Genomic DNA, 26,938 nt, shown 5'->3' with positions numbered 1-26,938 from the left:
GTTAAGAGGAGTAAGCGATGGAAGCCAGGGCTCAGGCGCGGTTCGTCCGCGTCACGCCCCTCAAGGCCCGCCGCGTGGTGGACCTTATTCGCGGGCTGCCCGCTTCGGAGGCGCAGGCCGTGCTGCAGTTCGCTCCCCAGTCGGCGAGCGAGCCGATCTACAAGGTGCTCTCGAGCGCCATGGCAAATGCAGAGCACAACTTCGATCTCGACCCCCAGACGCTCTTCGTGAGCCGGGCGTGGGTCGACGAGGGCCCGACGCTGAAGCGGTTCCGTCCGCGTGCCCAGGGTCGTGCCTATCGGATCAACAAGCGGACGAGCCACATCACCGTGATCGTGGAGTCCCGCGAGCCGAAGGGAAGGACCCGATAGTGGGCCAGAAGGTTAACCCGCACGGGTTCCGCCTCGGCATCACGACCGACTTCAAGAGCCGGTGGTACGCCGACAAGCTGTACAAGTCGTACGTCGCCGAGGACGTGTCGATCCGTCGCATGCTGCAGAAGGGCATGGAGCGGGCCGGTATCTCCAAGGTGGAGATCGAGCGCACGACCGACCGCGTCCAGGTCGACATCCACACCGCCCGGCCGGGCATCGTCATCGGCCGTCGCGGCGCGGAGGCCGACCGGATCCGTGGCGACCTGGAGAAGCTGACCAAGAAGCAGGTCCAGCTCAACATCCTCGAGGTGAAGAACCCCGAGATCGACGCCCAGCTCGTCGCGCAGGGTGTCGCCGAGCAGCTCTCCAGCCGTGTCTCGTTCCGCCGCGCCATGCGCAAGGCGATGCAGTCGGCCATGAAGAGCGGCGCCAAGGGCATCCGGGTGCAGTGCTCCGGTCGTCTTGGCGGCGCCGAGATGTCGAGGTCGGAGTTCTACCGCGAGGGCCGGGTGCCGCTGCACACGCTCCGCGCGGACATCGACTACGGCTTCTACGAGGCCCGCACCACCTTCGGCCGCATAGGCGTGAAGGTGTGGATCTACAAGGGCGAGGCCCCCACCAGCCGCGCCGAGCGCGAGGCGGCCGCTGCCGGCGCCCGTGCCGGCCAGCGTCGTGACCGTGACGACCGTCGCGGTGGCGGCGGCGGCGGTGGCGGCGGCGACCGTCCGCGCCGTGGTGGCGCCGGTGGCGCCCGTCGCGGTGGCGGTCGTGGCGACCGCGCCCCCAGGACTGAGGCGGCCTCTCAGGCTGCCCCCGAGACCGGCCCGGCTGCGCAGCCGGGTGCTGAAGGGAGCTGACCATGCTGATCCCGCGCAGGGTCAAGCACCGCAAGCAGCACCGGCCCGACCGCAGCGGTGCCGCCAAGGGCGGCACCAGGGTCGTGTTCGGCGAGTTCGGCATCCAGGCGATTGAGCACTCCTACGTGACCAACCGCCAGATCGAGTCGGCTCGTATTGCGATGACCCGTCACATCAAGCGTGGTGGAAAGGTGTGGATCAACATCTACCCCGACCGCCCGCTGACCAAGAAGCCGGCTGAGACCCGCATGGGTTCCGGTAAGGGTTCGCCCGAGTGGTGGATCGCCAACGTCAAGCCGGGTCGCGTCATGTTCGAGCTTTCCGGTGTCGCCGAGTCGGTTGCCCGCGAGGCGCTCACTCGCGCGATCCACAAGCTGCCCATGAAGTGCAAGATCGTTAAGCGTGAAGTTGGTGAGGCGTGATGGCTAAGGGCCTGACCGCCGGCGAGCTGCGAGTCGAGGACGAGGACACCCTGGTCCAGAAGCTCAAGGAAGCCAAGGAGGAGCTGTTCAACCTCCGCTTCCAGGCAGCGACCGGACAGTTGGAGAGCCACGGGCGGCTGCGCGCCGTCCGCCGCGAGATCGCCCGTATCTACACCGTGATGCGCGAGCGCGAGCTTGGCATCATCACGGTCGAGAAGGAGACGAGCGATGGCTGAGACCGAGACCACAGAGACCACCGAGACGAACGACGACTCGCGGAACTTCCGCAAGGTCCGTGAGGGCCTGGTCGTCAGCGACAAGATGGACAAGACCGTCGTCGTCGCCGTCGAGGACCGGGTCAAGCACCGGCTGTACGGCAAGGTCATCCGCCGTACGACCAAGTACAAGGCGCACGACGAGGCCAACGCCTGTGGCGTCGGCGACCGCGTGCTGCTGATGGAGACCCGCCCCCTCTCCGCCACCAAGCGGTGGAGGGTCGTGGAGATCCTCGAGAAGGCCAAGTAATCTAACGGCTTCTCGGATATAACGCGCCTCGTGGGGGCTTCCAGGCCCCCATGACGGTGTCCAAGGACGCGAGGCTCCGGCCTCGTGTCGCCTGCGGTGCGGCTCCAGGGCTGTGGCCGGAGGAAAAAGACCATACAAGTTCCGCCAGGCTCGGCAACGACGAGAACCGGCGCGACTAATCAGGAGAAAACAGTGATCCAGCAGGAGTCGCGGCTCAAGGTCGCCGACAACACGGGTGCCAAGGAGATTCTTTGCATCCGCGTTCTCGGTGGCTCGGGCCGACGCTACGCCGGTATCGGCGACGTCATCGTCGCCACCGTCAAGGATGCCCTGCCCGGTAGCACCGGCGTCAAGAAGGGCGACGTGGTCAAGGCCGTCATCGTCCGCACGGCCAAGGAGCGCCGCCGGCCGGACGGCTCCTACATCCGCTTCGACGAGAACGCCGCCGTCATCATCAAGGACAGCGGTGACCCTCGTGGCACCCGTATCTTCGGCCCGGTGGGCCGTGAGCTGCGCGACAAGAAGTTCATGCGCATCATCTCGCTCGCGCCGGAGGTGCTGTAATGCCGAAGCTGCATGTGAAGAAGGGTGACCTCGTCCAGGTCATCACCGGCAAGGACAAGGGTGCCAAGGGTCATGTCATCGCCACCCTCCCGCGGGAAGACCGCGTGGTGGTCGAGGGCGTCAACATGATCAAGAAGCACACCAAGGAGACCCACCAGGGCCCGCGTGGCGCCAAGACCGGCGGCGTGCAGACCATGGAGGCTCCCATCCACGTGAGCAACGTGAAGAAGCTCAAGGACGAGAAGCGCGAGGACAAGCCCGCCGACAAGAAGGCCGAGGACAAGGCCGACGAGACGGGTGAGGACAGCTGATGACTGCCACGACCACTGAGACCGAGCGTCCGACGCCGCGCCTCAAGACGAAGTACCGCGAGGAGATCGCGGCCAAGCTTCGCGAGGACTTCGGCATCGAGAACGTCATGCAGATCCCCGGCCTGGTGAAGATCAAGGTCAACATGGGTGTCGGCGAGGCGGCTCGCGACTCGAAGCTCATCGAGGGCGCTGTTCGCGACCTCACCGTGATCACCGGCCAGAAGCCGGCCGTCGTCCGGGCGCGCAAGTCCATCGCCCAGTTCAAGCTGCGCGAGGGCATGCCGATCGGCGCGCACGTCACGCTCCGCGGCGACCGGATGTGGGAGTTCCTCGACAGGCTGCTGTCGCTGGCGCTGCCCCGCATCAGGGACTTCCGTGGCCTGTCGCCCAAGCAGTTCGACGGCAACGGCAACTACACGTTCGGTCTGACCGAGCAGGTCATGTTCCACGAGGTCGACCAGGACAAGGTCGACCGGCCGCGGGGCATGGACATCACGGTAGTGACCACCGCGAAGACCGACGACCAGGGCCGGGCGCTGCTGAAGCTCCTCGGGTTCCCCTTCAAGGAGGCCTGATCATGGCGAAGAAGTCGCTGATCGCCAAGGCAGGGCGTAAGCAGAAGTTCGAAGTCCGGGCGTACACCCGCTGCACGCGTTGTGGCCGGCCCCGCGCCGTCTACCGCAAGTTCGGGCTCTGCCGCGTGTGCTTCCGTGAGATGGCGCACCGGGGCGAGCTGCCCGGCATCACCAAGTCCAGCTGGTAGTTACCCTAGGGGGCGGCCATGTGTCGCCCCCGTGGGGGCTGCTCGCCGTACATATGTAGAACTGTCAAACCGGGTGCTCTCCCAGAGAGCACCCATGACCGCGCCGAAGGTCCACCGGTAGAGCTCTGCTTCACCGACTGGAAACCGCGGCGAGGAAGGCCACTGGCCATGACGATGACCGACCCGATCGCAGACATGCTGACGCGTCTGCGTAATGCGAACTCGGCGTATCACGACAGCGTGACCATGCCGTATTCGAAGATCAAGGCGCACATCGCCGAGATCCTCCAGCAGGAGGGTTACATCCAGGCTTGGACCGTCGAAGACGCCAAGGTTGGCAAGAACCTCGTGGTGGAGCTCAAGTTCGGGCCTACCCGTGAGCGGTCGCTCGCGGGTCTGCGCCGGGTGTCGAAGCCCGGTCTGCGGGTGTATGCGAAGAAGGACAACCTGCCTCGCGTTCTGGGAGGGCTGGGTGTCGCGATCATCTCGACGTCCGCCGGTCTCATGACCGACAAGCAGGCCGGCAAGCGTGGCGTGGGCGGGGAAGTCCTCGCCTACGTCTGGTAGAGGGGAGGAACACAGCATGTCGAGAATCGGACGGCTGCCCATCCCTGTGCCGAGCGGCGTTGACATCGCGATCAGCGGCCAGGATGTCCAGGTCAAGGGCCCGAAGGGCACGCTTTCTCATACAGTCGCGGATCCCATCACGGTGGGTCGCGATGACGACGGCGCTATCGCCGTCACCCGGCCCAACGACGAGAACAAGGTCCGTGCGCTGCACGGCCTGTCCCGGACGCTGATCGCCAACATGGTGCAGGGCGTCACGCAGGGCTACTCCAAGACCTTGGAGATCGTCGGCGTCGGTTACCGCGTTCAGGCCAAGGGCCCGACGCAGCTGGAGTTCGCACTGGGCTTCAGTCACCCGGTCATCGTCGACGCCCCCGAGGGCGTCACCTTCCGCGTCGAGAAGCCGACCCTGTTCCACGTGGACGGCATCGACAAGCAGAAGGTCGGCGAGGTCGCGGCCAACATCCGCAAGTTGCGCAAGCCTGACCCGTACAAGGGCAAGGGCGTGCGTTACCAGGGCGAACAGATCCGCCGCAAGGTCGGAAAGGCTGGTAAGTAGGCATGGCTCCGAAGACTGCGTTCGGCAAGCACACGGCTGCCCGCACCGTCTCGCGGGCCCGCCGTCACCGCCGCGTCCGCAAGAACGTCGTCGGTACGGCCGCGCGTCCGCGCTTGGTCGTCAACCGTTCGACTCGTCACCTGTTCGTGCAGATCGTGGACGACTCCGTCGGCCACACGCTGGTGAGCGCGTCCACCATGGACTCCGCGCTGCGCACGCTCGAGGCTGACAAGACCGAGAAGGCCAAGAAGGTCGGCGAGCTCCTCGCTCAGCGGGCCAAGGAAGCCGGGATCACGGCGGTCGTGTTCGACCGTGGTGGCAACCGCTACGCCGGGCGCATCGCCGCTCTGGCGGACAGCGCCCGCGAAGGTGGGCTCGAGTTCTGATATGGCAACTGAGATGAGGAACCACTGATGGCTGCAGCTCCGCGTCGCGGTGGCGGCACCGGTGGCGAGCGGCGGGACCGTCGTGACGATCGCCGCGGTGGCGCCGCCGACAAGGGCGTCTCGTACATCGAGCGCGTAGTGAAGATCAACCGAGTGGCCAAGGTCGTGAAGGGTGGTCGTCGCTTCAGCTTCACCGCCCTCGTCGTCGTCGGTGACGGCAACGGCCTGGTCGGCGTCGGCTATGGCAAGGCCAAGGAAGTCCCCGCGGCCATCGCCAAGGGCGTCGAAGAGGCCAAGAAGCACTTCTTCAAGGTCCCGAGGATCCAGGGCACCATCCCGCACACCGTGCAGGGTGAGGAGGCGGCCGGTGTCGTCTTCCTGCGTCCGGCCTCCGCCGGTACCGGCGTCATCGCCGGTGGCCCGGTGCGCGCCGTTCTGGAGTGCGCCGGCATCCACGACGTCCTGTCCAAGTCGCTCGGCTCGGACAACCCGATCAACATCGTGCACGCCACGGTGGCGGCTCTGAAGGGTCTTTCCCGGCCCGAGGAGATCGCCGCCCGCCGCGGTCTGCCGATCGAGGACGTCGCTCCGGCCCGGATGCTGAAGGCTCAGCGCGAAGGCATCGCCGAAGCGGCGGCCGCCAAGGCGGTGAGCTAGTCATGGCACGCCTGAAGATCACTCAGGTTCGCTCGAAGATCGGTGGCAAGCAGAACCAGCGTGACTCGCTGCGTTCGCTTGGCCTGAAGCGAATCGGCGATGTCGTCGTCAAGGAGGACCGGCCCGAGATTCGCGGCATGGTCTCCGTGGTGACGCACCTCGTCGAGGTGGAAGAGGTCGACTAGTCATGACTGACAAGGCTCCGCTCAAGATTCACGACCTGCGTCCGGCTCCCGGCGCCAACAAGGCCAAGATCCGCAAGGGTCGTGGCGAGGCGTCCAAGGGTAAGACGGCCGGTCGCGGCACCAAGGGCAGCCACGCCCGTACGACGGTCCCCCTCGGTTTCGAGGGTGGCCAGGTGCCGCTGCAGAGGCGTCTGCCGAAGCTCAAGGGCTTCTCCAACGCGCTGTTCAAGACGACCTACCAGGTCGTCAACCTGGACAAGATCGGCGAACTGTTCCCCGAGGGTGGCGAGGTCACCGTCGAGACGCTGGTCGCCAAGGGTGCTGTCCGCAAGAACCAGCTGGTGAAGGTTCTCGGCACCGGCGAGATCTCGGTCGCGGTCAACGTGCAGGCGCATGCCTTCTCGTCCGCCGCGAAGGAGAAAATCGCCGCTGCTGGGGGTTCCGTTACCGAGCTGTAAGAGCTATTACGAGGCGTGGGGGCTCCGACCATGGGCCCCCACGCCCGTAGTGCGTTAGAGTTCGCGAGACGGCAGGATTCTGTCCGGCTCGTTTTGACCTGAGACTTCTGATGGCAGATCCCCGCACCATCGCATACTCACACCGCCTTATAGGCGCGCAGGAGGGACCGTGCTGACCGCGTTTACCCGGGCGTTCCGGACGCCGGATCTGCGCAAGAAGTTGCTCTTCACTCTGGGCATCATCGCGCTGTTCCGACTCGGCTCGGTTCTTCCGACTCCGGGAGTTCACGTCCAGAACCTTGCGTCCTGTTTTGATCAGGTCCGCAACGGTGAAAACGGCAATATCTACGGGATGGTGCAGCTGTTCAGCGGCGGCGCGCTCCTGAAGTTGTCGGTGTTCGCACTGGGCATCATGCCGTACATCACCGCCAGCATCATTCTCCAGCTTCTCGTCGTCGTGATCCCACGCCTCGAAGCCCTCAAGAAGGAGGGGCAGGCCGGTCAGACGAAGATCACACAATATACGCGTTATCTGACGATCGGTCTGGGCATCCTGCAGTCGACGGCGTTCATCGCGCTGGCGCGCTCCGGGCAGCTCTTCCAGGGTTGTGACAAGGACGTCCTGCTCGACCCCGACAACATCTTCATGATCGTCACGATGGTCGTCATCATGACGGCCGGCACCTCGGTCATCATGTGGCTGGGCGAGCTCATCACCGACCGTGGTGTGGGCAACGGCATGTCGATCCTCATCTTCACGCAGGTCGTCGCGGTCTTCCCGTCCGAGCTGGCCAGCATCTTCCAGGCCAACAAGTTCACCTTCGCCGTCGTCATGGTGGTAGGCGTCTTCATGATCGCCGCCGTGGTCTTCGTCGAGCAGGCGCAGCGCCGCATTCCGGTGCAGTACGCCAAGCGGATGGTCGGACGCAGGATGTACGGCGGCACGTCCACCTACATCCCGTTGAAGGTCAACCAGGCCGGCATCATCCCGGTCATCTTCGCGTCCTCGCTGCTCTATCTGCCGCAGCTGCTGACCTCGCTGTTCGCCAACGCGGAGAACCCCAACGCGGTCGTGCAGTGGATCTCCGCGAACCTCACCAAGGGCGACACGCCCATCTACATGATCACGTTCTTCGTCCTGATCGTGTTCTTCACCTACTTCTACGTGTCCATCACTTTCAACCCCACTGAAGTGGCCGACAACATGAAGAAGTACGGTGGGTTCATTCCGGGCATCCGCCCGGGACGGCCGACGGCTGGATACCTGAGTTTCGTGCTCACCCGTCTGACCGCCCCCGGCGCGCTCTATCTGGGTCTGATCGCCATGATCCCGATCGTCGCGCTCGCGGTGGCCGGAGCGAGCCAGAACTTCCCGTTCGGAGGGACGAGCATTCTGATCATGGTTGGCGTCGGCCTGGACACGGTCAAGCAGATCGAGAGCCAGTTGCAGCAGCGTAATTACGAAGGCTTCCTGCGGTAGTGCGTCTCGTTCTGGTCGGGCCCCCCGGAGCGGGTAAGGGGACACAGGCCCAGTACATCGCGTCGAACCTGTCCATCCCGAAGATCTCGACAGGTGACATCTTCCGTGCCAACGTCTCCGGGGGCACGGAGCTCGGCAAGCTCGCCAAGACGTTCATGGACCGCGGCGACCTGGTGCCCGACAAGGTCACCATCGCCATGGTCCGTGACCGTCTCGCCGAGGACGACGCGCAGGACGGCTTCCTGCTCGACGGCTTCCCCAGGAACGTCGCTCAGGCCGAGATCCTGCGCGACATGCTGAAGGAGTGGGGCCAGGCGCTCGACCTGGTCCTGGAGCTGGTAGTGGACGACGACGAGGTGGTCAGGCGGCTGGCCGGCCGCCGCACCTGTAGCCAGTGCGGCCGCATCTGGCACGTCGAGTTCGATGACAAGAAGGACGACCGGTGCGACGCCTGCGGCGGCACGCTGTTCCAGCGTGACGACGACAAAGAGGAGACGGTCAGGCATCGCCTGGAGGTCTACCAGGAGCAGACGGCGCCGCTGGTGTCCTACTACGCGGACGAGGGCATCCTCGTGGGTGTCGACGCGACCGGTCCGGTCGAGGAGGTCACCCAGCGGGCCATGGAGGCCATCCGCCCTTTCATGGGGTAAGCCCGATGGCCGACTGCGGAGGTGGCACGGATTTCCGTGCCACCTCGCGGCTATTGTGAGGGAATTGGGCTCCCACATCGGCCCGTTGAGACCCCGGGGGGTGCCACACGTGTTCAAGAAGAACCGGCATGGAATCCAGATCAAGACGCCCGAGCAGCTCGACAAGATGCGGGCGGCCGGTCTGGTGGTCGGGCGAACGCTCGACCTGTTGAAGCGCTCCGTCGAGCCGGGGATGACGCCCCTGGACCTCGACGCCATCGCCGAGAAGGCGATCAGGGATGAGGGCGCCATCCCGTCGTTCAAGGGCTACCAGGGGTTTCCCGCCACGATCTGCGCCTCGGTCAACGAGGAAGTGGTCCACGGCATCCCGACGGGCGCCCGCGCGCTGCGCGAAGGCGACGTCATCTCCATCGACTGCGGGGCCATCCTCGACGGCTGGCACGGCGACTCGGCGGTCACGGTGCCGGTGGGGGAGGTGGACCCGAAGCTCACCGAGCTCATGAGGATCACCGAGGAGTCGATGTGGCGCGGCATCGCCGCGCTGACCGTCGGCCGCCACCTGTCGGACATCGGGTACGAGGTGGAGCGCTACGTCAAGTCGCAGGGCCGCTTCGGCATTCCGCCCGAGTACGGCGGCCACGGCATCGGCACCGAGATGCACATGGACCCCTGGATCGCCAACCACGGCCGTCCTGGCAGGGGACCCGTGCTGGAGGCCGGGATGTGCCTGGCCATCGAGCCCATGGTCAACCTGGGCACGGAGCGCACCCGCGTACTGGCCGACGATTGGACCGTCGTGACGATCGACGGCAAGCAGTCCGCACACTTCGAACACAGCGTCGCGGTGACACATAATGGTCCTTGGGTGCTTACCGCTCTCGATGGGGGCAAAGAGCGCCTGGCGCAGCCGTAGACGAGCCGGGAGTGGTGGGTATGGCGCAGAGCCCCGAGATGCGTGCCTCGGACGTCGACCGCGACCGGGTGGCCGCCGTGCTCCGGGAGCACACCGCGCAGGGCCGCATCACGATGGACGAGTTCAACGAGCGGCTCGAACAGCTCTACCAGAGCAAGACCTACGGCGAGCTGGCCCGGTTGACCGCGGACCTGCCGGACGTGGACCTGCGCAACCCGCCCGCCAAGCTGACCGAGCCCACCCCGGCGCCCAAGAGCGGGATGCACTCGGGGATGCGCGCGGCCTGGAGCGCGTGGGCCGCGGCGAGCTCGATCAACTGGGTGATCTGGCTGATCGTGAGCATCACCTCCGGGCACGTGATCTATCCCTGGCCGCTGTGGGTGATGGGTCCCTGGGGTGCGATTCTGCTGATCAGCACCATCTTCGGCGGCGGTCCGAAGCAGCGGTGAGTGTGTAGTAGTGCACTGTGTGCATTCGTCCGCAGAAGGCAGGAGATGTCCTTCCTAACGTAAGCGGTGCCGGACAACAGAGGGGCTCACCCGAGCAGTCCCGGTCCGGTACGGGGAACCGTCTTACAGGAGGACACAGTGGATATTCGTCACCTTCTCGCGGGCACCGCTCTCGCCGGATCGATGGTCGCCGGAGCGCTGGCCATCGCTCCCACGGCCCAGGCCGACGCCGCGACCGCCACCCAGGCGCAGAGCGCCCAGGCCAGCCCGAAGCACTTCTTCGGCCCGTACTTCTCCAACGGCTCCGAGAACGGCGGCCACGAGTCGTACTTCAAGGGCTACTGGCAGAAGCGCGGAGGCGGCTACTACTTCTACGGCGACCTGTACGACCGGCACCACAACGACGGTGACTACAGCTACGTGTGGTTCAAGTACTACGACCGCCACGGCGACTTCCACCGCAACTGGTACCGGTCCGACGACCACCGTCACTTCGATGGCATCCGCTTCAAGAGGGACTTCAAGATCCAGGTGTGCGAGGGCGGCTCGCGCAACAGCGGCTGCGGCAGCTGGCACGACGTCTTCTAAGCACATCAGGGTCACATCAGGGGGGAGTCATCCCAGGGGGTGTGCCGACTCGCAGGGCCCGCCGGTTCGCCGGCGGGCCCTTTGCTGTGCCGCCCGGTCCATACGGGTTGGCGGGTGCGGTAAGCTGACTCGTGGTTGTGTCAGGACACCTGACACGCGTTTCGCGTTTTTGTCTCAGGTGTCGTACACTCCTTACTCGGCTCACTATGACTATCACGCGTCGGCGCCCGTTGCCGGTCGCCGCTCTCTTCGAAGCGTGAGGTCGCGGCTGCTTAGTGAACCGGAGCCTCAGACGATCGATCAGTGAAACGCGAGGAATTTTGGCCAAAAAAGACGGCGCCATCGAGATCGAGGGCACTGTGGTCGAGTCGCTCCCGAACGCTATGTTCCGGGTGCAGCTTGACAACGGCCATAAGGTCCTGGCCCACATCAGCGGACGGATGCGGATGCACTACATCCGGATCCTGCCCGACGACCGGGTAGTCGTGGAACTGAGCCCCTACGACCTGAGTCGTGGGCGGATCGTCTACCGATACAAGTAAGACGTCTGAGGAACACGAAGGACAATGAAGGTAAAGCCGAGCGTCAAGAAGATCTGCGACAAGTGCAAGGTGATCCGCCGGCACGGTCGCGTCATGGTGATCTGCGACAACCTGCGCCACAAGCAGCGTCAGGGTTAGTCGCCGTAAGGCTTCTCCGAGTCCGCCCCGGTTAGGGAGCGGGCTCGACGCATGAGAAGCCTGAGACAGTAATCGCGCGTCACACCTGAGCAGGCGGCCTAATTTCCGGGCCGTACCACCCAGGAGACCCCCGGTCGGAGGCCGGGGCCCTCACCCCGGGCATGGGGAGGGGTCGTGAGGCGCAAGACCTCCGCCACAACGAAGGAGAATGCCCGACCATGGCTCGCCTGGTTGGCGTCGACCTCCCCCGCGAAAAGCGGCTGGAGATCGCTCTCACCTACATTTACGGAATCGGCCGCACCCGTGCGCTGGAGGTCCTCGAGGCCACCGGCGTCAGCGGCGACACCCGCGTGCACCAGCTCACCGACGCTGAGCTCGTCCCGATGCGTGACTACATCGAGGCGAACTTCAAGATCGAGGGTGACCTGCGCCGCGAGGTTCAGGCCGACATTCGACGCAAGATCGAGATTGGGTGCTACCAGGGCATTCGGCACCGCAAGGGCCTGCCTGTCCACGGTCAGCGCACGCAGACCAACGCGCGCACCCGCAAGGGCAAGAAGAAGACCGTGGCCGGCAAGAAGAAGCCCGGTAAGAAGTAGTCCACGCAGCCGCGGGACCGAACACCTCAGGAGTGAAGGCAAAGGATGCCTCCTAAGAGCCGTCAGGGTGCGCCCAAGAAGGTGCGCCGCAAGGAAAAGAAGAACGTCGCTCATGGGCACGCCCACATCAAGAGCACGTTCAACAACACGATCGTTTCGATCACCGACCCCAACGGGAACGTGATCTCCTGGGCCAGCGCCGGCCACGTGGGTTTCAAGGGCTCCCGTAAGTCCACCCCGTTCGCCGCTCAGATGGCCGCCGAGAACGCCGCCCGCCGCGCCATGGAGCACGGCATGCGGAAGGTCGACGTCTTCGTCAAGGGTCCCGGCTCCGGCCGTGAGACCGCGATCCGTTCCCTTCAGGCCACCGGCCTCGAAGTGGGTTCGATCCAGGACGTCACCCCGGTTCCGCACAACGGCTGCCGTCCGCCGAAGCGCCGCCGCGTCTGACACCCAGGAGAATCTGAGAAATGGCTCGTTACACGGGTGCGGACTGCAAGCTCTGCCGCCGCGAGAAGACCAAGCTCTTCCTCAAGGGCAGCAAGTGCGAGTCCGCGAAGTGCCCCATCGAGATCCGTCCTTACCCGCCGGGTGAGCACGGCCGCGGACGTCCCAAGGAGTCCGAGTACCAGCTTCAGCTTCGTGAGAAGCAGAAGACCCGCCGCATTTACGGCGTCCTCGAGAAGCAGTTCCACAACTACTACGAGGAAGCCACCCGCAAGAGCGGCAAGACCGGTGAGGCGCTGCTCCAGATTCTGGAGAGCCGTCTCGACAACGTGGTCTACCGCGCCGGGTTCGCCCAGTCGCGCGACGCCGCTCGCCAGCAGGTCCGTCACGGACACTTCCTGGTCAACGGCAAGAAGGTCGACATCCCCTCGTACCGCGTGCGTGAGCACGACATCATCGAGGTCCGTGAGACCAAGCGCAACCTGCTGCCCTACGAGGTGGCCCGCGCCACCGCCGGCGACCGCTCGGTCCCCGCGTGGCTCGGCGTCGTGCCGGACAAGATCCGCGTCCTGATCCACCAGCTGCCGGTCCGCCAGCAGATCGACACCCAGGTTCAGGAACAGCTGATCGTCGAGTACTACTCGAAGTAAGTAGTGGTTGAGGTGCGGTTCGCCGCACCTCAACTAGGCTTGTATCGGAGTGGCGTCATATAGCGGGCGCCACGCGAAAAGGGGAGACCCACATGCTGATCGCTCAGCGCCCGACTCTTCTCGAAGAGTCGATCGACGACACCCGATCCCGATTCGTCATCGAGCCGCTGGAGCCGGGTTTCGGCTACACCATCGGCAACTCGGTCCGCCGCACGCTGCTGTCGTCCATTCCGGGCGCGGCCGTGACGAGCATCCGGATCGAGGGCGTGCTGCACGAGTTCTCGACGGTTCCCGGGGTCAAGGAAGATGTCACCGACATCATCCTCAACCTCAAGGAGCTCGTCGTCTCGTCCGAGCACGACGAGCCGGTCGTGATGTACCTGCGCAAGCAGGGCCCGGGTGAGGTCACCGCCGCCGACATCGCGCCGCCGGCCGGTGTCGAGGTGCACAACCCCGAGCTGCGCATCGCCACGCTCAACGGCAAGGCGAAGCTGGAGATGGAGCTGACCGTCGAGCGCGGTCGCGGCTACGTCTCCGCCGCGCAGAACAAGCAGCCGGGTCAGGAGATCGGCCGTATCCCGATCGACTCGATCTACTCTCCGGTGCTCAAGGTCACTTACAAGGTCGAGGCGACCCGAGTCGAGCAGCGTACCGACTTCGACCGTCTGATCCTCGACGTCGAGACCAAGCCGGCCATGAAGCCCCGCGACGCGGTGGCCTCCGCCGGTAAGACCCTCGTCGAGCTCTTCGGCCTGGCCCGTGAGCTCAATGTCGAGGCCGAGGGCATCGACATCGGCCCGTCGCCGACCGACGCCGCCCTGGCCGCCGACCTGGCGCTGCCGATCGAGGAGCTGAACCTGACCGTTCGCTCCTACAACTGCCTCAAGCGCGAGGGCATCCACACCGTGGGTGAGCTCGTCGCCCGCAGCGAGCAGGACCTGCTCGATATAAGGAATTTCGGCGCCAAGTCGATCGAAGAGGTCAAGCAGAAGCTGCACGAGATGACGCTGGCGCTCAAGGACTCCCCGCCCGGGTTCGACCCGAGCGCGGTGGCCGGCGCCGGTTACGACGACGACGACAGCGCGTACGTCGAGACCGAGCAGTACTAAGCCATCGCGAGGGCTCTGCCTCGCGACTCCCCGCGCCGAGCGGTTCCCGCTCGGCGCGGGCGACGGTAACGGCTCGCATCGCCCCTAGAGCGACTGCGACCGGCCCGACTCCGGTACCTGGTACGGCCGGGGCGGGTTAACTCACAAGGAGAACGCAATGCCCAAGCCCACCAAGGGTGCACGTCTTGGCGGCAGCCCGGCGCACGAGCGGCTGATCCTGGCGAACCTCGCCACGGACCTGTTCCGCCACGGCAAGATCCGCACCACGGTTGCCAAGGCCAAGCGCGTCCGCCCGCTGGCGGAGCGCCTGATCACCAAGGCGAAGAAGGGCGACATCCACAACCGTCGCCAGGTGCTCACGGTCGTCAAGGACAAGGGCGTCGTCCACCACCTGTTCACGGACATCGCGGTGACGTTCGCCGAGCGTCCCGGCGGTTACACCCGCATCACCAAGGTGGGCGCCCGTAAGGGTGACAACGCCCCCATGGCGGTGATCGAGCTGGTGACCGAGCCGCTGAACCCGGTTCGCGTGTCGCGCACGGAGGCTCCGGCCGCCGCTGCCGCTCCTGCTCCCGCCGCTGAGGCCGAGGCTGAGACCGAGGCGCCGGCTGCTTCGGAGACCGACGCGTCGGACGAGGCCGCCACGACCGAGGCCACCACGGCCGAGGCCGCTGACGCGGGCTCGGACGAGGCTGCGGCCGACGAGGCGAAGAAGGACGAGGCCTGATCCGTCAGGTCGGCTGAATCGGGCCCAGAACTCCGTCATGCGGGGATTCCGGGCCCAGTTGAATAGGGCTCGGGCCCCTCTCGCGGGGGTTCGGGCCTGTTCGCGTTTTCGGGCACTCTGGGGAGAGTGATGGTGATACGGCTCCGGCTTGATCTCGGCTACGACGGGACCGACTTCTCCGGGTGGGCCAGGCAGCCGGGGCTGCGTACGGTCCAGGGGGAGATCGAGCGGGCGCTCGGCAGGATCCTGCGGCTGGCCGAGCCACCGGCGCTGACCGTCGCGGGGCGTACGGATGCGGGGGTGCACGCGCGTGGGCAGGTGGCGCACGTGGATCTTCCCCTGGAGGCGTTCTCCGCACTTGACCGCAACCACCGCAGATCCGCCGGGCCCGAACCCGCGCTTACCGATCCAGCGGCCTTTCTGGCTCCCCACCCTGCGGCGGCGCTGTCGGCTGCCGACGTCGCGGTGGGTTTCCCGGCTGTCGGCCCTGGGGTGCTCGGCGCGGTGTTGCCGCTGGACGTGGATGAGCGGCTCGCTACACTCCTGCGGCGGCTGGCCGGGGTACTGGAGTCGGATGTGCGCGTTCATCGGGTCTCCGTGGCTTCTGAGGGCTTTGACGCACGGTTCTCCGCCCTGTCACGGCGGTACGCGTACCGCGTGAGTGACGCGGCCGGTGGGGTGGATCCGTTGCGGCGCCGGGAGGTGGTCTGGCACAACCGGCCGCTGGACCTGGACGCGCTGAACGCGGCGGCCGCGCACCTGCTCGGCGAGCACGACTTCGCCGCCTTCTGCAAGAAGCGCGAGGGAGCCACCACGATCCGGCGGCTGCAGCGGCTCGACTGGGTGCGGGAGGGCGACGGGGTGCTGGTCGCCACCGTGGTCGCCGACGCGTTCTGCCACTCGATGGTGCGGTCGCTGGTCGGCTCCCTCCTGTCGGCCGCCGATGGGCGCCGGCCCGTCGAGTGGCCGGGGCAGGTGCTGGGGCGGGCCGTACGGGACTCCGGGGTGCACGTGGCGCCCGCGCACGGCCTGTGCCTGGAAGAGGTGAGCTACCCGCCCGACGCGGAGCTCGCCGCGCGCGCCCTCGCGACCCGGCGCGTCCGCACGCTGGGCGATGATCCGCCCGCTGTCGACGCGCCGTAGCCCCGTGCCGAGCGGTTCGTCAGTCGTTGGTGAGGCGGCGTTCCAGGGCCTGTGAGGTCTGGTCGCGGAAGGCGCCGCTGACCTTGCCGAGTGTCTTCTCCTTGGTGCCGGGCGTGTGGCCGTCGGCGTACGTGGCGTAGCTGAAGACGATGTAGCGGCCCCAGACCAGCCCCGCGGCGTAGCCGCCCGCGATCTCCACGCGTTCGCCGCCCGTGCCCGCCGCCGAGGGGAGGCCACGGAACCAGACGTTGCGGCCGAGGTTCTTGGCCTTGTCGGCGCTCATGGCGGCCTCTTTGGTCGGCAGTACGGCGATTCCGGTCGTCACGGCGTAGCGGCGCTTGGTGTCGACGTATGTCGCCCGTACGATCCGGCTGCACTTCTGCTCGCGCAGCGCGTCGGCGAAGGGACCGGAGGCGGCCTTGTCGCAGCTCGAGGTCATGTCGGTCTTGACCTTCGAGAACACGGCTCCCTCCGCCTCGATCTTCTTCTTCGGGAACGCCTCGGAGAGCGACATCTTGCGCGGGTCGGTCTGCTCGGAGTTGAGGATCGAGGTGGCGGGGACGACCGGGGTCGTGGAGGCGTCGGGGCTGACGATGGCCGGGGGTGCCGTGGTCGGCGGCTCCTTGGCGGCCGTCGTGGCGGCGTTCGGTGCCGGGGCGCTCACCGACTTGTAGGCGAAGAAGCCGCCCGTGGCGACGCCTGCCAGTGCGAGGACGCCCAGGGTGATGAAGAGTGCCTTCCGGCCCGCCGGCTTGCCGGGCTGCCCGGCGACGGGCGGTGTGGCCTGGAACGGCGACTGCTTGAACGGTCCCTGCCCGTAGGGGGCGGGGAGTCCCTGAGGGGGTGTGGAGCGGTCCTGCGAGGCCGGGACGGGCAGGGCGGGGGTGGGTTTCTGACCCCATACCTCGAACGGGAGGTCGGGGACCTTGCCCTTCTGCTCGGGGCCGCCAGGGGGGATCGGCGGCCAGACCGGGACGTCGCTCGGCTCGGCCGGGTGTCCGGCCGCGTTCGGGTCGAAGGCGGGGGGCGGGGTGCTTGCGTCGAAGGCGTGCGGACGGGCGTTGGGGCCGAGGGCGTGGGGGGCCGTCGCACCGGACGCGGGCGCGGTGGCGTTCGGGTCGAACGCGGGCGCGGTGGTGTTCGGGTCGAAGGTGCCGGGGGCGCCTGTGCTGGGGTTGAAGGCGTGGGGGGCCGTCGCGTCGAAGGTGGGCGCGGTGGTGTTGGGGTCGAAGGCTGGAGGGACCGCCTCATTGGCGGCGAAGGGACGGGCGGACGCGCCCCTTGCGTCGAAGGGGGCGGTCAGGTTCGGGTCGGTCTGGTAGTCCTCGGCGTCCTCTGAGGGGTCGCCCTCTTCGTAGTCGGCCGCGGGCTGTCCGAACGCGGGGCCCTTGGTCGTCGGCCCTCCGTACACGGAGCTCTTGGGCGCGGGGTCGCCGTCGCCGGACGTGGGGGCGCCGGGCGGGATGATGCCCCCCGGCCGGGTGGGCGCGTCGTCCGGAGGCGAGTTGTCCGATGGGACGTTCCAGGGCGACGTCGGGTCTGATACGTCGTCGGCCTCCGGCTCCACGGCGAGCTCGCCCGTGGCGGCGGGCCAGGGCGGCATGGCGGGCGGGTCGGAGACGGGGGCGGGCCATACCTGCATGCCCGCGGCGGCGGCGGTGAAGGCCGGTGGCGGCTCCCACGAGGGCGCACCGGGCACCACGGGCTCGACCGCCCAGGTGGCGGGCTCCTCCGGGATGGGTGCGGGCCAGGCGCCGGCCGCCGGGGACCATCCGGTGTTGGGCCGGCCGGGCGCCTGGGCGTCCGGCTCCGGCTCGGCGTGCTGCCACGAGGGCTGGGGACCGGAGGGCTGACCGCCCGGTTGGGGCGCGGCGGACTGCCACGGAGGCTGAGCGCCTGACCCGGGGGCGTGTGATGGAGGCTGAGTGCCTGGCTCCGGGCTGTGCGACGGAAGCTGGGCGCCTGGTGGCAGGGTGTGTGCCGGAGGCTGACCGCCCGGTCGCGGGGGTGTGGAGCCCGCAGACGGGGTGCCCGTGGCAGAAGGTCGCGGAGACGGGGACGGGGTGCCGGGTTGGGCGCCGAGGTTGCGCGGCAGGCGGCCGCGCATGGGGCGGGGCGGGCCCTGGGGGTCGGCGAACCAGTCGTACGGCGCGGCGTCGTCGCCGGCCACCTCCCACGGCTGCGCGCCGGGGAAGGCCGGCAGGCCAGGAAGGTCGGACTGGTCCTCGGCCGACGCCGGGTCCGACGGTTGCGGTTCGAACGGCTGCCACTCGGCCGGCGAGTCGAAGGCCGATTCCCCCGTCACCGTCTGCTCGGCGTCCGACGGCGTGCCCGGGAAAGCGGGCAGCATGTCATGACCGGCATCGTCATAACCGGCGCCGCCATGACCGGCACTGTCAGAGCCGGCGGCACTGTCAGAGCCGGAGTGAGCGCCCGTGCCGGGCTCCGGCGGCGATGCTGGAGTAGAGCCGGGCGCCTCGTGAGACGCCCGTGACTCGGGATATTGAAGGGGCTGGCCGAAGCTCGGCGGTGGCGTCGCCGGTGCGGCCGAGCCGTCAGATTCCCTACGATCGTTGTCAGACCCAGGTTCCTGGCCACGCATAAGGGGGAGCCTAGCGAGAGTCGCGAGATCGTTATGCCGGTATGGGCGTTCCCGACTGGATCATCGATGCCGTTTGGGTACGTATGAAAAGGTTTGAGGCTTTCAGGCGCCCGGATGGCCGGTCAGAGTCCGGGAGTCAAGGGCCTTGAAGACGGTGGCCTTGGTGATGTCGTCGACCGCCTGGAAGAGCTTCTTCTGCCCCTTCTTGTCAGGCTTGCTGCCGTCCTTGTTCTGGAACCAGATCATGACGGCGTAGTGGCCGTACATCCACATCTGGGTGCCGCCGCTGCCGGAGCCGAGGCTCTTGGTGAGCGAGTCCTTGCCGGCCAGTGGCTTGACGTAGTCGGTCTTGCTGCCGACCGACTGCACCTTGGTCGCGGTCTTGCTGGACTTGAGGTTGGCCACGCCGACCGTGCCCATCAGCTTGCCGGCCTTGTCGCGGAAGCTCGCGCGGATGATCTGCGTACACTTGCCGGCCTTGAGGGCCTTCTGCAGCTTGTCGCCGACGGCTCCGTCGGAGCACTTCTTGACCTTGCTGGTGACCGTCATCGTGTACGAGCGGCCGGCGACGGTGATCTTCTTGGCCGGGAACAGCTCCTTGACCGTGAGCGGGTCGGGGTCGGTCTTGCGATCGGCCGCGTAGCTGTACTTGCCGGGCGGCGACGACGGCAGCGGCGCCGAAGTGCGGCGGGCCGCCAGGGTCTCGGCCTGCTGGGGGCCGCCTGACTTGAACATCACCACGAGGCCCCCGACGAACAGGCCGAGCACCGCGAGGCCGCCGAGCGTGAACCAGAGCGGTCCACGCGAGCGTTTGCCCTCGTCGTAGGGGCTCCATGTCGTGCTGCGGCGCGCCGGTTCGGTGGGCGGCTGGGCCGCGGCCGGCTCCTTGGCCTTGGGACGGGTGGCAGCCCCGACCGGTTCGAAGGGGTTGCGGGAGCCGCCGGGTTCGGCCGTGTCACGGGCCCTGCGAGAACGGCGGGGGGTGCTCTCCGTGCTGGTGTCACGTTCGTCGGGAAAACCCATGCGGCGACATTACCGTGAAGGTGGTCATGAGTAACCGAAGTCCTGCGTCCACCAAGGACCGCCGGGACCGGCCACCACGCCGACCCCGATGGACTCGATGCGGCAGTTGAGGATGTTCTGGCGGTGGTCGGTGCTGTCGAGCCAGCCGCGGACCGCCTCTTCGGGGGAGGTGTAGCCGCGGCCGATGTTCTCGGCGGCGCCCGCGCGGTATCCGGCGCGCTCCATCCGGTCCCACGGCGACGAGCCGTCAGGGGAGTCGTGGGTGAAACGGCCGCTGCTCGCCATCTCAAGGGAGTGCGTACGGGCCGAGCGGGTCAGCCTCGCGTCGGTCCGGAGGCGGCCGCAGCCGCGCTTGACCCTGGCGGCGTTGGTGAGGCTGACGACCTTGGCCGCCATCGCCGGCGACATCTCGGCGGTCTGCTCGCCGAGCACCCGCGTGGGGTCCTCCGCGGTGTAGCCGGGCACGGTGTTGCCGTCCGGGCTCTTGGTGGGCTTAACCCTGACGCTGCCGCGCGGGACCCCGGCGGTGCTCTCCCTGGGGATGCGCCCGGCGTACGGCTGCGCCTTCTTGGGCGTGGGCGTGGGCGTGGCCTTGGGCTTGGGCTTGGCCGCAGCGGCGGCAGGTGGGGCCGTCTCGTTGAGGTAGATGTGGCCGGTTTCTTCGACGTTGTCCGTCAACCGCCCGATCAGCACACCCGTGAACAGAACCGCCATAAGACAGGCGAGCACCCCCAGATGGTTCCGGCGCCGTGCGCTCCGCTGGGTGTGCCGGGTGAGAGAGGTGTGCCACATGCCACACCCAACGATAGAGATGTCTGGTCCTGGGAAAGAAGGGATCCCAGGGAACCGAAATCGAACCGTTCTGTGTCGGGTAGACTGATCGCAGGTTACCGGTCTTTTGACCAGCACCCTTAAATGCGGGTAGCCTAATCAATCGTTGTGTGCATAGGTCCAGCGCGACCGATGCGCGGCGCGTCCGGCGTCATCTCCCATCATCAGCCCATCGGGCCAGGGAGACGGAAGGTCCGGGCTGCCGTGTGCCCGCACCGACCGACCCTAGAGCTGTCGCTTCCCGACAGCGCCGAAGACGCGAGCATAAAGAAGGCTACGACCGTGCGCACGTACTCACCGAAGCCCGCCGACGTTCAGCGTCAGTGGTACGTCATCGACGCGACCGATGTCGTGCTGGGCCGGCTGGCCAGCCACGTCGCGATCCTGCTCCGCGGCAAGCACAAGCCGATCTTCGCCAACCACGTCGACACCGGCGACTTCGTCGTCATCATCAACGCGGACAAGATCGCGCTCACCGGCAACAAGCGTGAGCAGAAGAAGGCCTACCGCCACTCGGGTTACCCGGGCGGTCTGCGTTCCGTCAGTTATGGCGAGCTCATGGACAAGCGGCCGGACAAGGCCGTCGAGAAGGCCGTCAAGGGCATGCTGCCGAAGAACTCCCTCGGCCGGAAGATGGCCAAGAAGCTCAAGGTCTACGCGGGGTCCGAGCACCCGCACCAGGCCCAGCAGCCGGTGCCGTTCGAGATCACCCAGATCGCCCAGTAGTAGTCCGAAAGATTTAGAGGAGAACCGTGGCTGAGCCCACCGGTGTCGAGACGGCCGTCGAGGCCGAGGTGGAAGGCTTCTCCGGCGAGGAGTTCCCTTCCGAGTACACCACCGAGTCCACCGCCAGCGCTGACGCTCCCGTGCGCAAGCCCGTCACCACGGGCAACTCGTACGGCACCGGCCGCCGTAAGGAGGCGATCGCCCGCGTGCGCATCGTCCCCGGCACCGGCAAGTGGACGATCAACGGTCGTTCGCTGGACGTCTACTTCCCCAACAAGGTCCACCAGCAGATCGTCAACGAGCCCTTCGTGGTGCTCGGCGCCGAAGAGGCGTTCGACGTCATCGCGCGCATCGACGGTGGCGGCGTGACCGGCCAGGCCGGCGCGCTGCGCATGGGCCTGTCCCGTGCGCTGACGGCCCTTGATGTCGAGACCAACCGAGCGCCTCTGAAGAAGGCCGGCTTCCTCACCCGTGACGCGCGCGCCACGGAGCGGAAGAAGTACGGCCTCAAGAAGGCCCGTAAGGCTCCGCAGTACAGCAAGCGCTAAATTGGCGCGTCTTTTCGGCACCGACGGGGTTCGTGGGGTCGCTGGTCGCGACCTCACGGCGGAGCTCGCCATGGACCTCTCGGTCGCGGCGGCTCACGTCCTCGGCGATGCGGGCGCGTTCACGGCCACAGGACGTCGTCCTGTGGCCGTCGTAGGCCGGGACCCACGTGCCTCGGGGGAGTTCCTCGAGGCCGCAGTGGTCGCCGGCCTTGCGTCGTCCGGAGTGGATGTGCTGCGCCTCGGCGTGCTGCCCACCCCGGCCGTCGCCTACCTCACCGCGGCGCTCGGCGCCGACATCGGCGTCATGCTGTCGGCCTCGCACAACGCGGCGCCGGACAACGGCATCAAGTTCCTGGCCCGGGGCGGCTTCAAGCTGTCCGACGCGGTCGAGGACGAGATCGAGCGGCGGCTCGGCGAGGACTGGACCTTTCCCGTCGGCTCCGCCGTCGGCCGGGTTCGTGACGCCTACGGTGAGGCCGACCGTTACATCTCCCATGTGCTGACCACGGTCAGTGGCCGGCTCGACGGCCTCGACATCGTCGTCGACTGCGCCCACGGCGCCGCCCACATGGTCGCGCCCGAGGCGCTGGTGCGGTCCGGAGCCAGGGTGGAGGCCATCGGCGCGCGGCCCGACGGTCTCAACATCAACGCCGGCTACGGCTCCACCCATCTGCCCAAGCTGCAGCAGGTCGTCGTCTCGCGCGGCGCCGACCTCGGCATCGCCTACGACGGCGACGCCGACCGCTGCCTGGCGGTCGACCACACCGGCGCGATCATCGACGGCGACCAGATCATGGCGATCCTCGCGGCCGAGATGCACGCCGAGGGCACGCTGGCCAAGGACACCGTGGTCGCGACCGTGATGTCCAACCTGGGCTTCAAGCTGGCCATGCGCGACGCGGGCATCCACGTCGTGGAGACCGCGGTGGGCGACCGCTACGTGCTGGAGCGCATGAAGTCCGACGGCTACAACCTGGGCGGTGAGCAGTCGGGTCACGTCATCATGCTCGACCACGCCACCACCGGAGACGGCCTGCTCACCTCGCTGCACCTGCTCTCGGTCGTGGCCAGGTCGGGCAAGTCGCTGCGCGAGCTGGCCGCGGTGATGACGCCGCTGCCGCAGATCCTGATCAACGTCAAGGACGTGGACCGGGGCAAGGCGTCGGTGCCCGAGCTCACCGAGGCCGTGGCGCTGGCGGAGAAGGAGCTGGGTGAGACGGGCCGGGTGCTGATCAGGCCCAGCGGCACCGAGCCGATGATCCGCGTGATGGTCGAGGCCTCGTCCGAGGAGCAGGCCTCCGAGGTCGCCGGCCGGCTGGCCGACGTGGTCCGGGTCGCCTGCGTCTGAGGCTTTTCCGGTGAGGGGCACGGCGGCGCCGTGCCCCTCACGCGTATCCTGCGGCTGGTGAGCGTGACTGTGCTGATCACCGGTGGGCGGGCGCCCGTGGCGCTGGACCTGGCCAGGAAGTTCGCCAGGTCGGGTGCGCGGGTCGTGGTGGCCGAGAGCTCGCGGGCGCAGCTCTGCGCGCGGTCCTCGGCCGTGGCGGTGAGCCATCGGGTGCCGCCGCCCAACCGGGCCCCCGAGGCGTTCGCCGACGCGCTGGCCGACATCGTCAAGCTGGAGGGCGTGCGGCTGGTCGTGCCCACCTGCGAGGAGATCTTCTGGGTGGCGCGGGGGCGGAAGCGGCTGCCCTGCGAGGTGCTGGCCGAGCCGCTCGGGACGCTGCGGGCGTTGCACAGCAAGTGGGAGTTCGTCCAGCTGGCGAAGGGGTTCGGGCTGCCCGTGCCCGAGACGGTGCTGGTGACGTCGCAGGCTGACCTGGCCGGGATCCGGCGCCCGTTCATCCTGAAGCCGGTTTTTTCGCGCTTTGGTACGAAGGTGCGGGTTGTTCGCGGAAATATTGGGTTAAGGCCGGGTGAGGGGCCCTGGGTGGCTCAGGAGTTGCTCGGCGGGCAGCAGATCTGCACCTACTCCGTGGCCGTGAAGGGGCGATTGGTGGCTCATGCCGCCTACGCGGTGGAGTTCACGGCTTCTGGGGCTTGCGTGAGTTTCGAGCCGGTGGAGCAGGCCGAGGTGGACGCGTGGGTGACGGAGTTCGTGGCGCGGGGCGGGTTCAGCGGGCAGATCGCCTTCGACTTCATGGTGGGCGACCGGGTGTTGCCGCTGGAGTGCAACCCGCGGGCCACCAGCGGGGTCCATCTGCTGGGCGACAAGCTGGCCGGGGTGCTGCTCGGTGACGTACCCGAGCGGCCGCTGCGGCCCGCGCCGGGCGCGCGGGCGATGATCGGGCTGGCGATGCTGGGCTTCGGCCTGGCGGGAGTACGGTCCTGGCCGGAGTTGCACCGGTGGGCGAGCGTGGTGTCGGCCGCTGAGGACGTGATCGCGGTGAAGGGGGACCGGGGGCCGTTCCTGGCGCAGTTCGAGGTCCTGGGGGAGAACTGGATCCGCTCGTTGTGGACGCGGCGGTCGCTGATCGAGTGCTCGACGTACGACATCGAGTGGGACGGCCGGTGAAGGCCGAGCTGTACACGAAGGACACCCTGGGCGCGTTGCCCTGGCCCGACACCGAGGACGGCGCGTACGCGCGTGACTACCTGATCCCGCTCATCGAGGACGGGACCGAGGCGTTCGTCGGCAATGTGACCACGGCCTACGGGGTGCTGCTCGTGGACGGGCGCGTGGTGCTGCCGGTGTCGGTCAATGACGGTGAACAGGGGAACGCGTGGGTGTGCTCGCCGTACACGCACTACGTGACCTATGCCGGTGAAGAGCTGCGCGTGCTCGGCAGCGGGGTGCTCCGCGCGGTGCTGGCGGCGGCGCTGTCCGCGCTGGGCGCGCTGTGCCGGTGGTCGGAGCTGGACCGGGTGGTGCTGGTCAACAACTGGCTGCTGTCCACGAACCTCTATCCGGCCATCGAGCCCGCCCATGAGCAGGCCGCCATCCGCTTGCTGCGGGAGCGGTTCCCCGGGCACGCCGTCGCGTTCTGCTCGGTGAACCGGCGGATCGACGGCTGTGTGATGGTGCCGGGGCGGCGGGTCTATCTGGTGCGGCCGGGGGAGCAGGAGGCCCGGTATCGCAAGCGGTGGCGGCGCGATCTGCGGCTGGTCGGGCGCAGGGGGTATGAGGTGGTGCGGCCGGGCGAGGGTGACGCGGCTCGGGTGGTCGAGCTTTATGACCTGCTTTATCTGGATAAGTACTCACGGAACAATCCGCAGTTCACCGAGCGGTTCATCCGCGAGACCATGCGGGCGGGGACGATCACCTACTGGGCGCTGGCCAGGGATGGGCGGATCGACGGGGTGCTCGGTTACTTCCACCGCGACGGGACGCTGACCACGCCGATCTTCGGCTACGACACCGCGCTGCCGCAGGGGATCGGGCTCTACCGGATGTTGAGCGCGCTGGTCTATCAGATCGCTGTGGACGAGGGGCTGGCGGTCAACGACAGTGCGGGTGCGGGGGAGTTCAAGCGGCTGCGTGGGGCGGTGCCGGAGATCGAGTATCGGGCGGTGTATGTCGGGCATCTGCCGTGGCGGCGGCGTACGGGCTGGGTGATGCTGGCCTGGCTGCTCGACCGGATCGCGGTGCCGATCATGCGGCGTTACGAGCTTTGAGGGCTTTGAGGGCTTTTGGGGAGTGGCATGCGGAGTGATCTGCTGGCTCAGGTGTTCGCCGCCTGCGAGCGTACGCCCCGGGCGACGGCGATCGTGGGGGCGCGCGGGCGGGAGCTGACGTTCGGCGGGCTGCGCGAGCGGGCGCTGCGCATCCGCGACCGGCTGGTGGCGGAGGGCCTTGAGCGCGGGGACGGTGTGCTGTACGCCGTCGAGCCCTCGCCGGACGCGATCGCCGTGGCGCTGGGCGTGGTCGCCGCGGGCGGGGTGCTGGTGCTGGCCGATCCCGGTCTCGCGCCGGAGGTCCTGCGCGCGCGGCTCCGGCTGGCCCGGCCGCGCTGGGTGGTGGCGGGGTCGCTGCTGTACGCCGTCACGTCGTTCGCGCCGCTGCGCGCGCTGGCCAGGCGCCGGGGCGTGCTCCTGCCCGGCCTCCGCGATCCGCTGCCGGAGCTGGAACTACGCCACGCCTACACGGGCCGGTGGCTGCCCGGCGTGCCGAGAGCCGCGGTACGGTTACGCGGCCTGGGCGGCCCGATGCCGACGACCGACGCGAGCCGGGGTGAGGTGGACGATCCGGCGGCGGTGATCTTCACCTCCGGCACCACCGCGCACCCCAGGGCCGTCGTCCACACCCGCGCGTCCCTTGCCGCCGGGCTGGAGATCTTCAGGGACCGCTTCCCCGTCGAGCCCGGCGACGTCGTCCACACCGACGGCCTCATGCTCGGCCTGCCCGCCCTCATCGGCGGCGCCACCTGGTCGATGCCCGGTCCGGCCAAGCTGATCTTCGAGCGCCGGGTGACCCACCTGTACTGCGTGCCCGTCGAGCTGGCCGGGCTCGTCGACCGGGTGGAACGGCTGCCGGACAGCCTGCGTCACCTGCTGCTCGGCTCGGCCCCCGCGCCCCCGGCCGTACTGCGGAAGGCGATCGCCGCCGCGCCCGGTGCGGAGGTGCTGAGCGTCTACGCGATGACGGAGGCGCTGCCGATCGCGCTGGCCGGCGCGGCCGAGAAGCTGGCCTGCGCCGAGGGAGACCTGCTCGGCGCGCCGCTGCCGGGAGTCGGCGTGCGGTTCACCGAGGACCAGGAGCTGGTCGTCAGCGGCCCGCACGTGGCGCGCGGCTACCTGGGCGAGCCGCCGCACGACGAGGTGGCCACCGGTGACCTGGTCCGCCTGGACGGACAGGGCCGTCTCGTCCTGCTCGGCCGGAAGAAGGACATGATCCTTCGCGATGGGTTCAACATCTACCCGAGCCTGTACGAACCGGCCATCGCCGCGCTGCCCGGCGTGGCCGACGCGGCCATCGTCGGCCTGGCCGATCCGGTCACCGGGGACGAGGAGGTCGTACTCGCGCTGGTGCCCGGTGACGGCTTCCAGGAGGCGGCGGTACGCGCCCGGCTGCCCGCGCTGGTCGACGCGGGCGCGCTGCCCGACCGGATCGCGGTGCTCCCGGACTTCCCGCGATCCAGCAGGCGCAAGCTCGACCGGGCGGCGCTGCGCGCGGCCATCGGCCGCCCGTGAGCGCTGCCCATGATG

37 protein-coding genes are annotated in these 26,938 nt (G+C 68.0%); 34 read left to right on the top strand and 3 right to left on the bottom strand.

From position 1 onward, the window contains the following. Positions 1-17: 17 nt before the first annotated feature. From rplV to LDL49_RS25010, 28 genes are all read left to right on the top strand, one after another. On the top strand, positions 18-371 hold the full coding sequence (rplV, locus tag LDL49_RS25145; RefSeq protein WP_219539598.1) for a 50S ribosomal protein L22: 354 nt from the start codon (positions 18-20) through the stop codon (positions 369-371). Further along, a complete protein-coding gene (rpsC, locus tag LDL49_RS25140) occupies positions 371-1,231 on the top strand; it encodes a 30S ribosomal protein S3 (protein WP_225293944.1) in 861 nt (286 codons plus the stop codon). Before rplV ends, rpsC begins: the two co-directional genes overlap by 1 nt. Positions 1,232-1,233: 2 nt before the next feature. Beyond that, entirely contained in the window at positions 1,234-1,653 is a 420-nt protein-coding gene (gene rplP / locus LDL49_RS25135) for a 50S ribosomal protein L16 (protein ID WP_214633179.1), read from the top strand. After that, complete coding sequence (gene rpmC, locus LDL49_RS25130; RefSeq protein ID WP_214633180.1) at positions 1,653-1,889, top strand: 50S ribosomal protein L29; 237 nt, start codon at positions 1,653-1,655, stop codon at positions 1,887-1,889. Before rplP ends, rpmC begins: the two co-directional genes overlap by 1 nt. Then, positions 1,882-2,178, top strand: a complete 297-nt coding sequence (gene rpsQ, locus LDL49_RS25125) for a 30S ribosomal protein S17 (RefSeq protein WP_214633181.1) — start codon at positions 1,882-1,884, stop codon at positions 2,176-2,178. The genes rpmC and rpsQ overlap by 8 nt, the downstream gene beginning before the upstream one ends. Positions 2,179-2,370: 192 nt before the next feature. After that, complete coding sequence (rplN, locus tag LDL49_RS25120; RefSeq protein WP_225293942.1) at positions 2,371-2,742, top strand: 50S ribosomal protein L14; 372 nt, start codon at positions 2,371-2,373, stop codon at positions 2,740-2,742. Positions 2,743-2,750: 8 nt separating this feature from the next. After that, positions 2,751-3,053, top strand: coding sequence for a 50S ribosomal protein L24 (gene rplX / locus LDL49_RS25115; protein WP_225293984.1), 303 nt, complete (start codon positions 2,751-2,753; stop codon positions 3,051-3,053). Beyond that, entirely contained in the window at positions 3,053-3,628 is a 576-nt protein-coding gene (rplE, locus tag LDL49_RS25110; protein WP_225293940.1) for a 50S ribosomal protein L5, read from the top strand. The genes rplX and rplE overlap by 1 nt, the downstream gene beginning before the upstream one ends. 2 nt (positions 3,629-3,630) lie before the next feature. Then, entirely contained in the window at positions 3,631-3,816 is a 186-nt protein-coding gene (locus LDL49_RS25105) for a type Z 30S ribosomal protein S14 (protein ID WP_090769707.1), read from the top strand. A gap of 168 nt (positions 3,817-3,984) precedes the next feature. Further along, a complete protein-coding gene (gene rpsH, locus LDL49_RS25100; RefSeq protein ID WP_192789898.1) occupies positions 3,985-4,383 on the top strand; it encodes a 30S ribosomal protein S8 in 399 nt (132 codons plus the stop codon). Between the two features lie 16 nt (positions 4,384-4,399). Further along, positions 4,400-4,942, top strand: a complete 543-nt coding sequence (gene rplF, locus LDL49_RS25095; protein WP_225293938.1) for a 50S ribosomal protein L6 — start codon at positions 4,400-4,402, stop codon at positions 4,940-4,942. Between the two features lie 2 nt (positions 4,943-4,944). Beyond that, positions 4,945-5,328 carry a 50S ribosomal protein L18 gene (gene rplR / locus LDL49_RS25090; RefSeq protein WP_225293936.1) on the top strand — a complete coding sequence of 128 codons (384 nt, stop codon included), beginning with the start codon at positions 4,945-4,947 and terminating at the stop codon, positions 5,326-5,328. Between the two features lie 27 nt (positions 5,329-5,355). Continuing rightward, positions 5,356-5,985: a 30S ribosomal protein S5 gene (gene rpsE / locus LDL49_RS25085; protein WP_049572667.1), complete on the top strand. Its 630-nt coding sequence runs from the start codon at positions 5,356-5,358 to the stop codon at positions 5,983-5,985. A gap of 2 nt (positions 5,986-5,987) precedes the next feature. Beyond that, complete coding sequence (gene rpmD, locus LDL49_RS25080; RefSeq protein ID WP_080043226.1) at positions 5,988-6,170, top strand: 50S ribosomal protein L30; 183 nt, start codon at positions 5,988-5,990, stop codon at positions 6,168-6,170. 2 nt (positions 6,171-6,172) lie between these two features. Further along, complete coding sequence (gene rplO, locus LDL49_RS25075; protein ID WP_225293933.1) at positions 6,173-6,628, top strand: 50S ribosomal protein L15; 456 nt, start codon at positions 6,173-6,175, stop codon at positions 6,626-6,628. Between the two features lie 169 nt (positions 6,629-6,797). Further along, positions 6,798-8,108 carry a preprotein translocase subunit SecY gene (gene secY / locus LDL49_RS25070; RefSeq protein WP_225293931.1) on the top strand — a complete coding sequence of 437 codons (1,311 nt, stop codon included), beginning with the start codon at positions 6,798-6,800 and terminating at the stop codon, positions 8,106-8,108. Further along, entirely contained in the window at positions 8,108-8,758 is a 651-nt protein-coding gene (locus LDL49_RS25065) for an adenylate kinase (protein WP_225293929.1), read from the top strand. Before secY ends, LDL49_RS25065 begins: the two co-directional genes overlap by 1 nt. Before the next feature lie 109 nt (positions 8,759-8,867). Further along, the gene (map, locus tag LDL49_RS25060; protein WP_225293927.1) at positions 8,868-9,671 is read left to right on the top strand and encodes a type I methionyl aminopeptidase; all 804 of its coding nucleotides are present in this window, start codon (positions 8,868-8,870) and stop codon (positions 9,669-9,671) included. Positions 9,672-9,691: 20 nt separating this feature from the next. Further along, positions 9,692-10,120: a DUF1707 SHOCT-like domain-containing protein gene (locus LDL49_RS25055; protein ID WP_225293925.1), complete on the top strand. Its 429-nt coding sequence runs from the start codon at positions 9,692-9,694 to the stop codon at positions 10,118-10,120. A gap of 138 nt (positions 10,121-10,258) precedes the next feature. Then, on the top strand, positions 10,259-10,708 hold the full coding sequence (locus LDL49_RS25050; protein WP_225293923.1) for a hypothetical protein: 450 nt from the start codon (positions 10,259-10,261) through the stop codon (positions 10,706-10,708). A 320-nt stretch (positions 10,709-11,028) separates the two neighbouring features. Next, positions 11,029-11,250 (top strand): translation initiation factor IF-1, encoded by a 222-nt coding sequence (infA, locus tag LDL49_RS25045; RefSeq protein WP_012887858.1) that lies wholly within the window; start codon positions 11,029-11,031, stop codon positions 11,248-11,250. Positions 11,251-11,274: 24 nt separating this feature from the next. Then, entirely contained in the window at positions 11,275-11,388 is a 114-nt protein-coding gene (gene rpmJ / locus LDL49_RS25040; protein ID WP_003956441.1) for a 50S ribosomal protein L36, read from the top strand. A gap of 218 nt (positions 11,389-11,606) precedes the next feature. Further along, positions 11,607-11,987 (top strand): 30S ribosomal protein S13, encoded by a 381-nt coding sequence (gene rpsM, locus LDL49_RS25035; RefSeq protein ID WP_214633192.1) that lies wholly within the window; start codon positions 11,607-11,609, stop codon positions 11,985-11,987. Between the two features lie 45 nt (positions 11,988-12,032). Continuing rightward, positions 12,033-12,437, top strand: coding sequence for a 30S ribosomal protein S11 (rpsK, locus tag LDL49_RS25030; protein ID WP_020542285.1), 405 nt, complete (start codon positions 12,033-12,035; stop codon positions 12,435-12,437). A 20-nt stretch (positions 12,438-12,457) separates the two neighbouring features. Continuing rightward, complete coding sequence (gene rpsD, locus LDL49_RS25025; protein WP_225293921.1) at positions 12,458-13,084, top strand: 30S ribosomal protein S4; 627 nt, start codon at positions 12,458-12,460, stop codon at positions 13,082-13,084. A 92-nt stretch (positions 13,085-13,176) separates the two neighbouring features. Next, positions 13,177-14,193 (top strand): DNA-directed RNA polymerase subunit alpha, encoded by a 1,017-nt coding sequence (locus tag LDL49_RS25020; protein WP_214633194.1) that lies wholly within the window; start codon positions 13,177-13,179, stop codon positions 14,191-14,193. 157 nt (positions 14,194-14,350) lie between these two features. After that, the gene (gene rplQ, locus LDL49_RS25015; RefSeq protein WP_225293919.1) at positions 14,351-14,920 is read left to right on the top strand and encodes a 50S ribosomal protein L17; all 570 of its coding nucleotides are present in this window, start codon (positions 14,351-14,353) and stop codon (positions 14,918-14,920) included. Between the two features lie 129 nt (positions 14,921-15,049). Further along, on the top strand, positions 15,050-16,063 hold the full coding sequence (locus LDL49_RS25010; RefSeq protein WP_225293917.1) for a tRNA pseudouridine synthase A: 1,014 nt from the start codon (positions 15,050-15,052) through the stop codon (positions 16,061-16,063). Between the two features lie 19 nt (positions 16,064-16,082). On the opposite strand, the gene LDL49_RS25005 is transcribed toward LDL49_RS25010, so the two are convergent. The 3 genes from LDL49_RS25005 to LDL49_RS24995 all read right to left on the bottom strand — a co-directional run bounded on the left by LDL49_RS25005 (position 16,083) and on the right by LDL49_RS24995 (position 20,480). Further along, complete coding sequence (locus LDL49_RS25005; protein ID WP_225293915.1) at positions 16,083-18,413, bottom strand: hypothetical protein; 2,331 nt, start codon at positions 18,411-18,413, stop codon at positions 16,083-16,085. A 354-nt stretch (positions 18,414-18,767) separates the two neighbouring features. Continuing rightward, a complete protein-coding gene (locus LDL49_RS25000; protein ID WP_225293914.1) occupies positions 18,768-19,688 on the bottom strand; it encodes a hypothetical protein in 921 nt (306 codons plus the stop codon). Positions 19,689-19,712: 24 nt separating this feature from the next. Further along, a complete protein-coding gene (locus LDL49_RS24995) occupies positions 19,713-20,480 on the bottom strand; it encodes a CAP domain-containing protein (protein WP_225293912.1) in 768 nt (255 codons plus the stop codon). A gap of 321 nt (positions 20,481-20,801) precedes the next feature. Between LDL49_RS24995 and rplM the strand changes: the two genes are divergently transcribed. Genes rplM through LDL49_RS24965 form a run of 6 tightly spaced genes read left to right on the top strand, consistent with a single transcriptional unit; the run spans position 20,802 to position 26,923 of the window. Continuing rightward, a complete protein-coding gene (rplM, locus tag LDL49_RS24990; protein WP_225293910.1) occupies positions 20,802-21,245 on the top strand; it encodes a 50S ribosomal protein L13 in 444 nt (147 codons plus the stop codon). A gap of 26 nt (positions 21,246-21,271) precedes the next feature. Then, positions 21,272-21,793 carry a 30S ribosomal protein S9 gene (gene rpsI / locus LDL49_RS24985; RefSeq protein ID WP_225293908.1) on the top strand — a complete coding sequence of 174 codons (522 nt, stop codon included), beginning with the start codon at positions 21,272-21,274 and terminating at the stop codon, positions 21,791-21,793. Between the two features lies 1 nt (position 21,794). Then, entirely contained in the window at positions 21,795-23,141 is a 1,347-nt protein-coding gene (gene glmM, locus LDL49_RS24980) for a phosphoglucosamine mutase (RefSeq protein ID WP_225293906.1), read from the top strand. 57 nt (positions 23,142-23,198) lie between these two features. Further along, positions 23,199-24,308 (top strand): ATP-grasp domain-containing protein, encoded by a 1,110-nt coding sequence (locus LDL49_RS24975; protein WP_225293904.1) that lies wholly within the window; start codon positions 23,199-23,201, stop codon positions 24,306-24,308. Next, positions 24,305-25,408 (top strand): GNAT family N-acetyltransferase, encoded by a 1,104-nt coding sequence (locus LDL49_RS58460; RefSeq protein WP_225293902.1) that lies wholly within the window; start codon positions 24,305-24,307, stop codon positions 25,406-25,408. The genes LDL49_RS24975 and LDL49_RS58460 overlap by 4 nt, the downstream gene beginning before the upstream one ends. A 27-nt stretch (positions 25,409-25,435) precedes the next feature. Next, entirely contained in the window at positions 25,436-26,923 is a 1,488-nt protein-coding gene (locus LDL49_RS24965; protein WP_225293901.1) for a class I adenylate-forming enzyme family protein, read from the top strand. Positions 26,924-26,938: the final 15 nt, after the last annotated feature.

This window comes from Nonomuraea aurantiaca, assembly GCF_020215705.1.
GTDB lineage: Bacteria > Actinomycetota > Actinomycetes > Streptosporangiales > Streptosporangiaceae > Nonomuraea > Nonomuraea aurantiaca.
The sequence above is the reverse complement of the archived record's forward strand: the minus strand, read 5'-3'. Positions and strand labels throughout refer to the sequence as shown.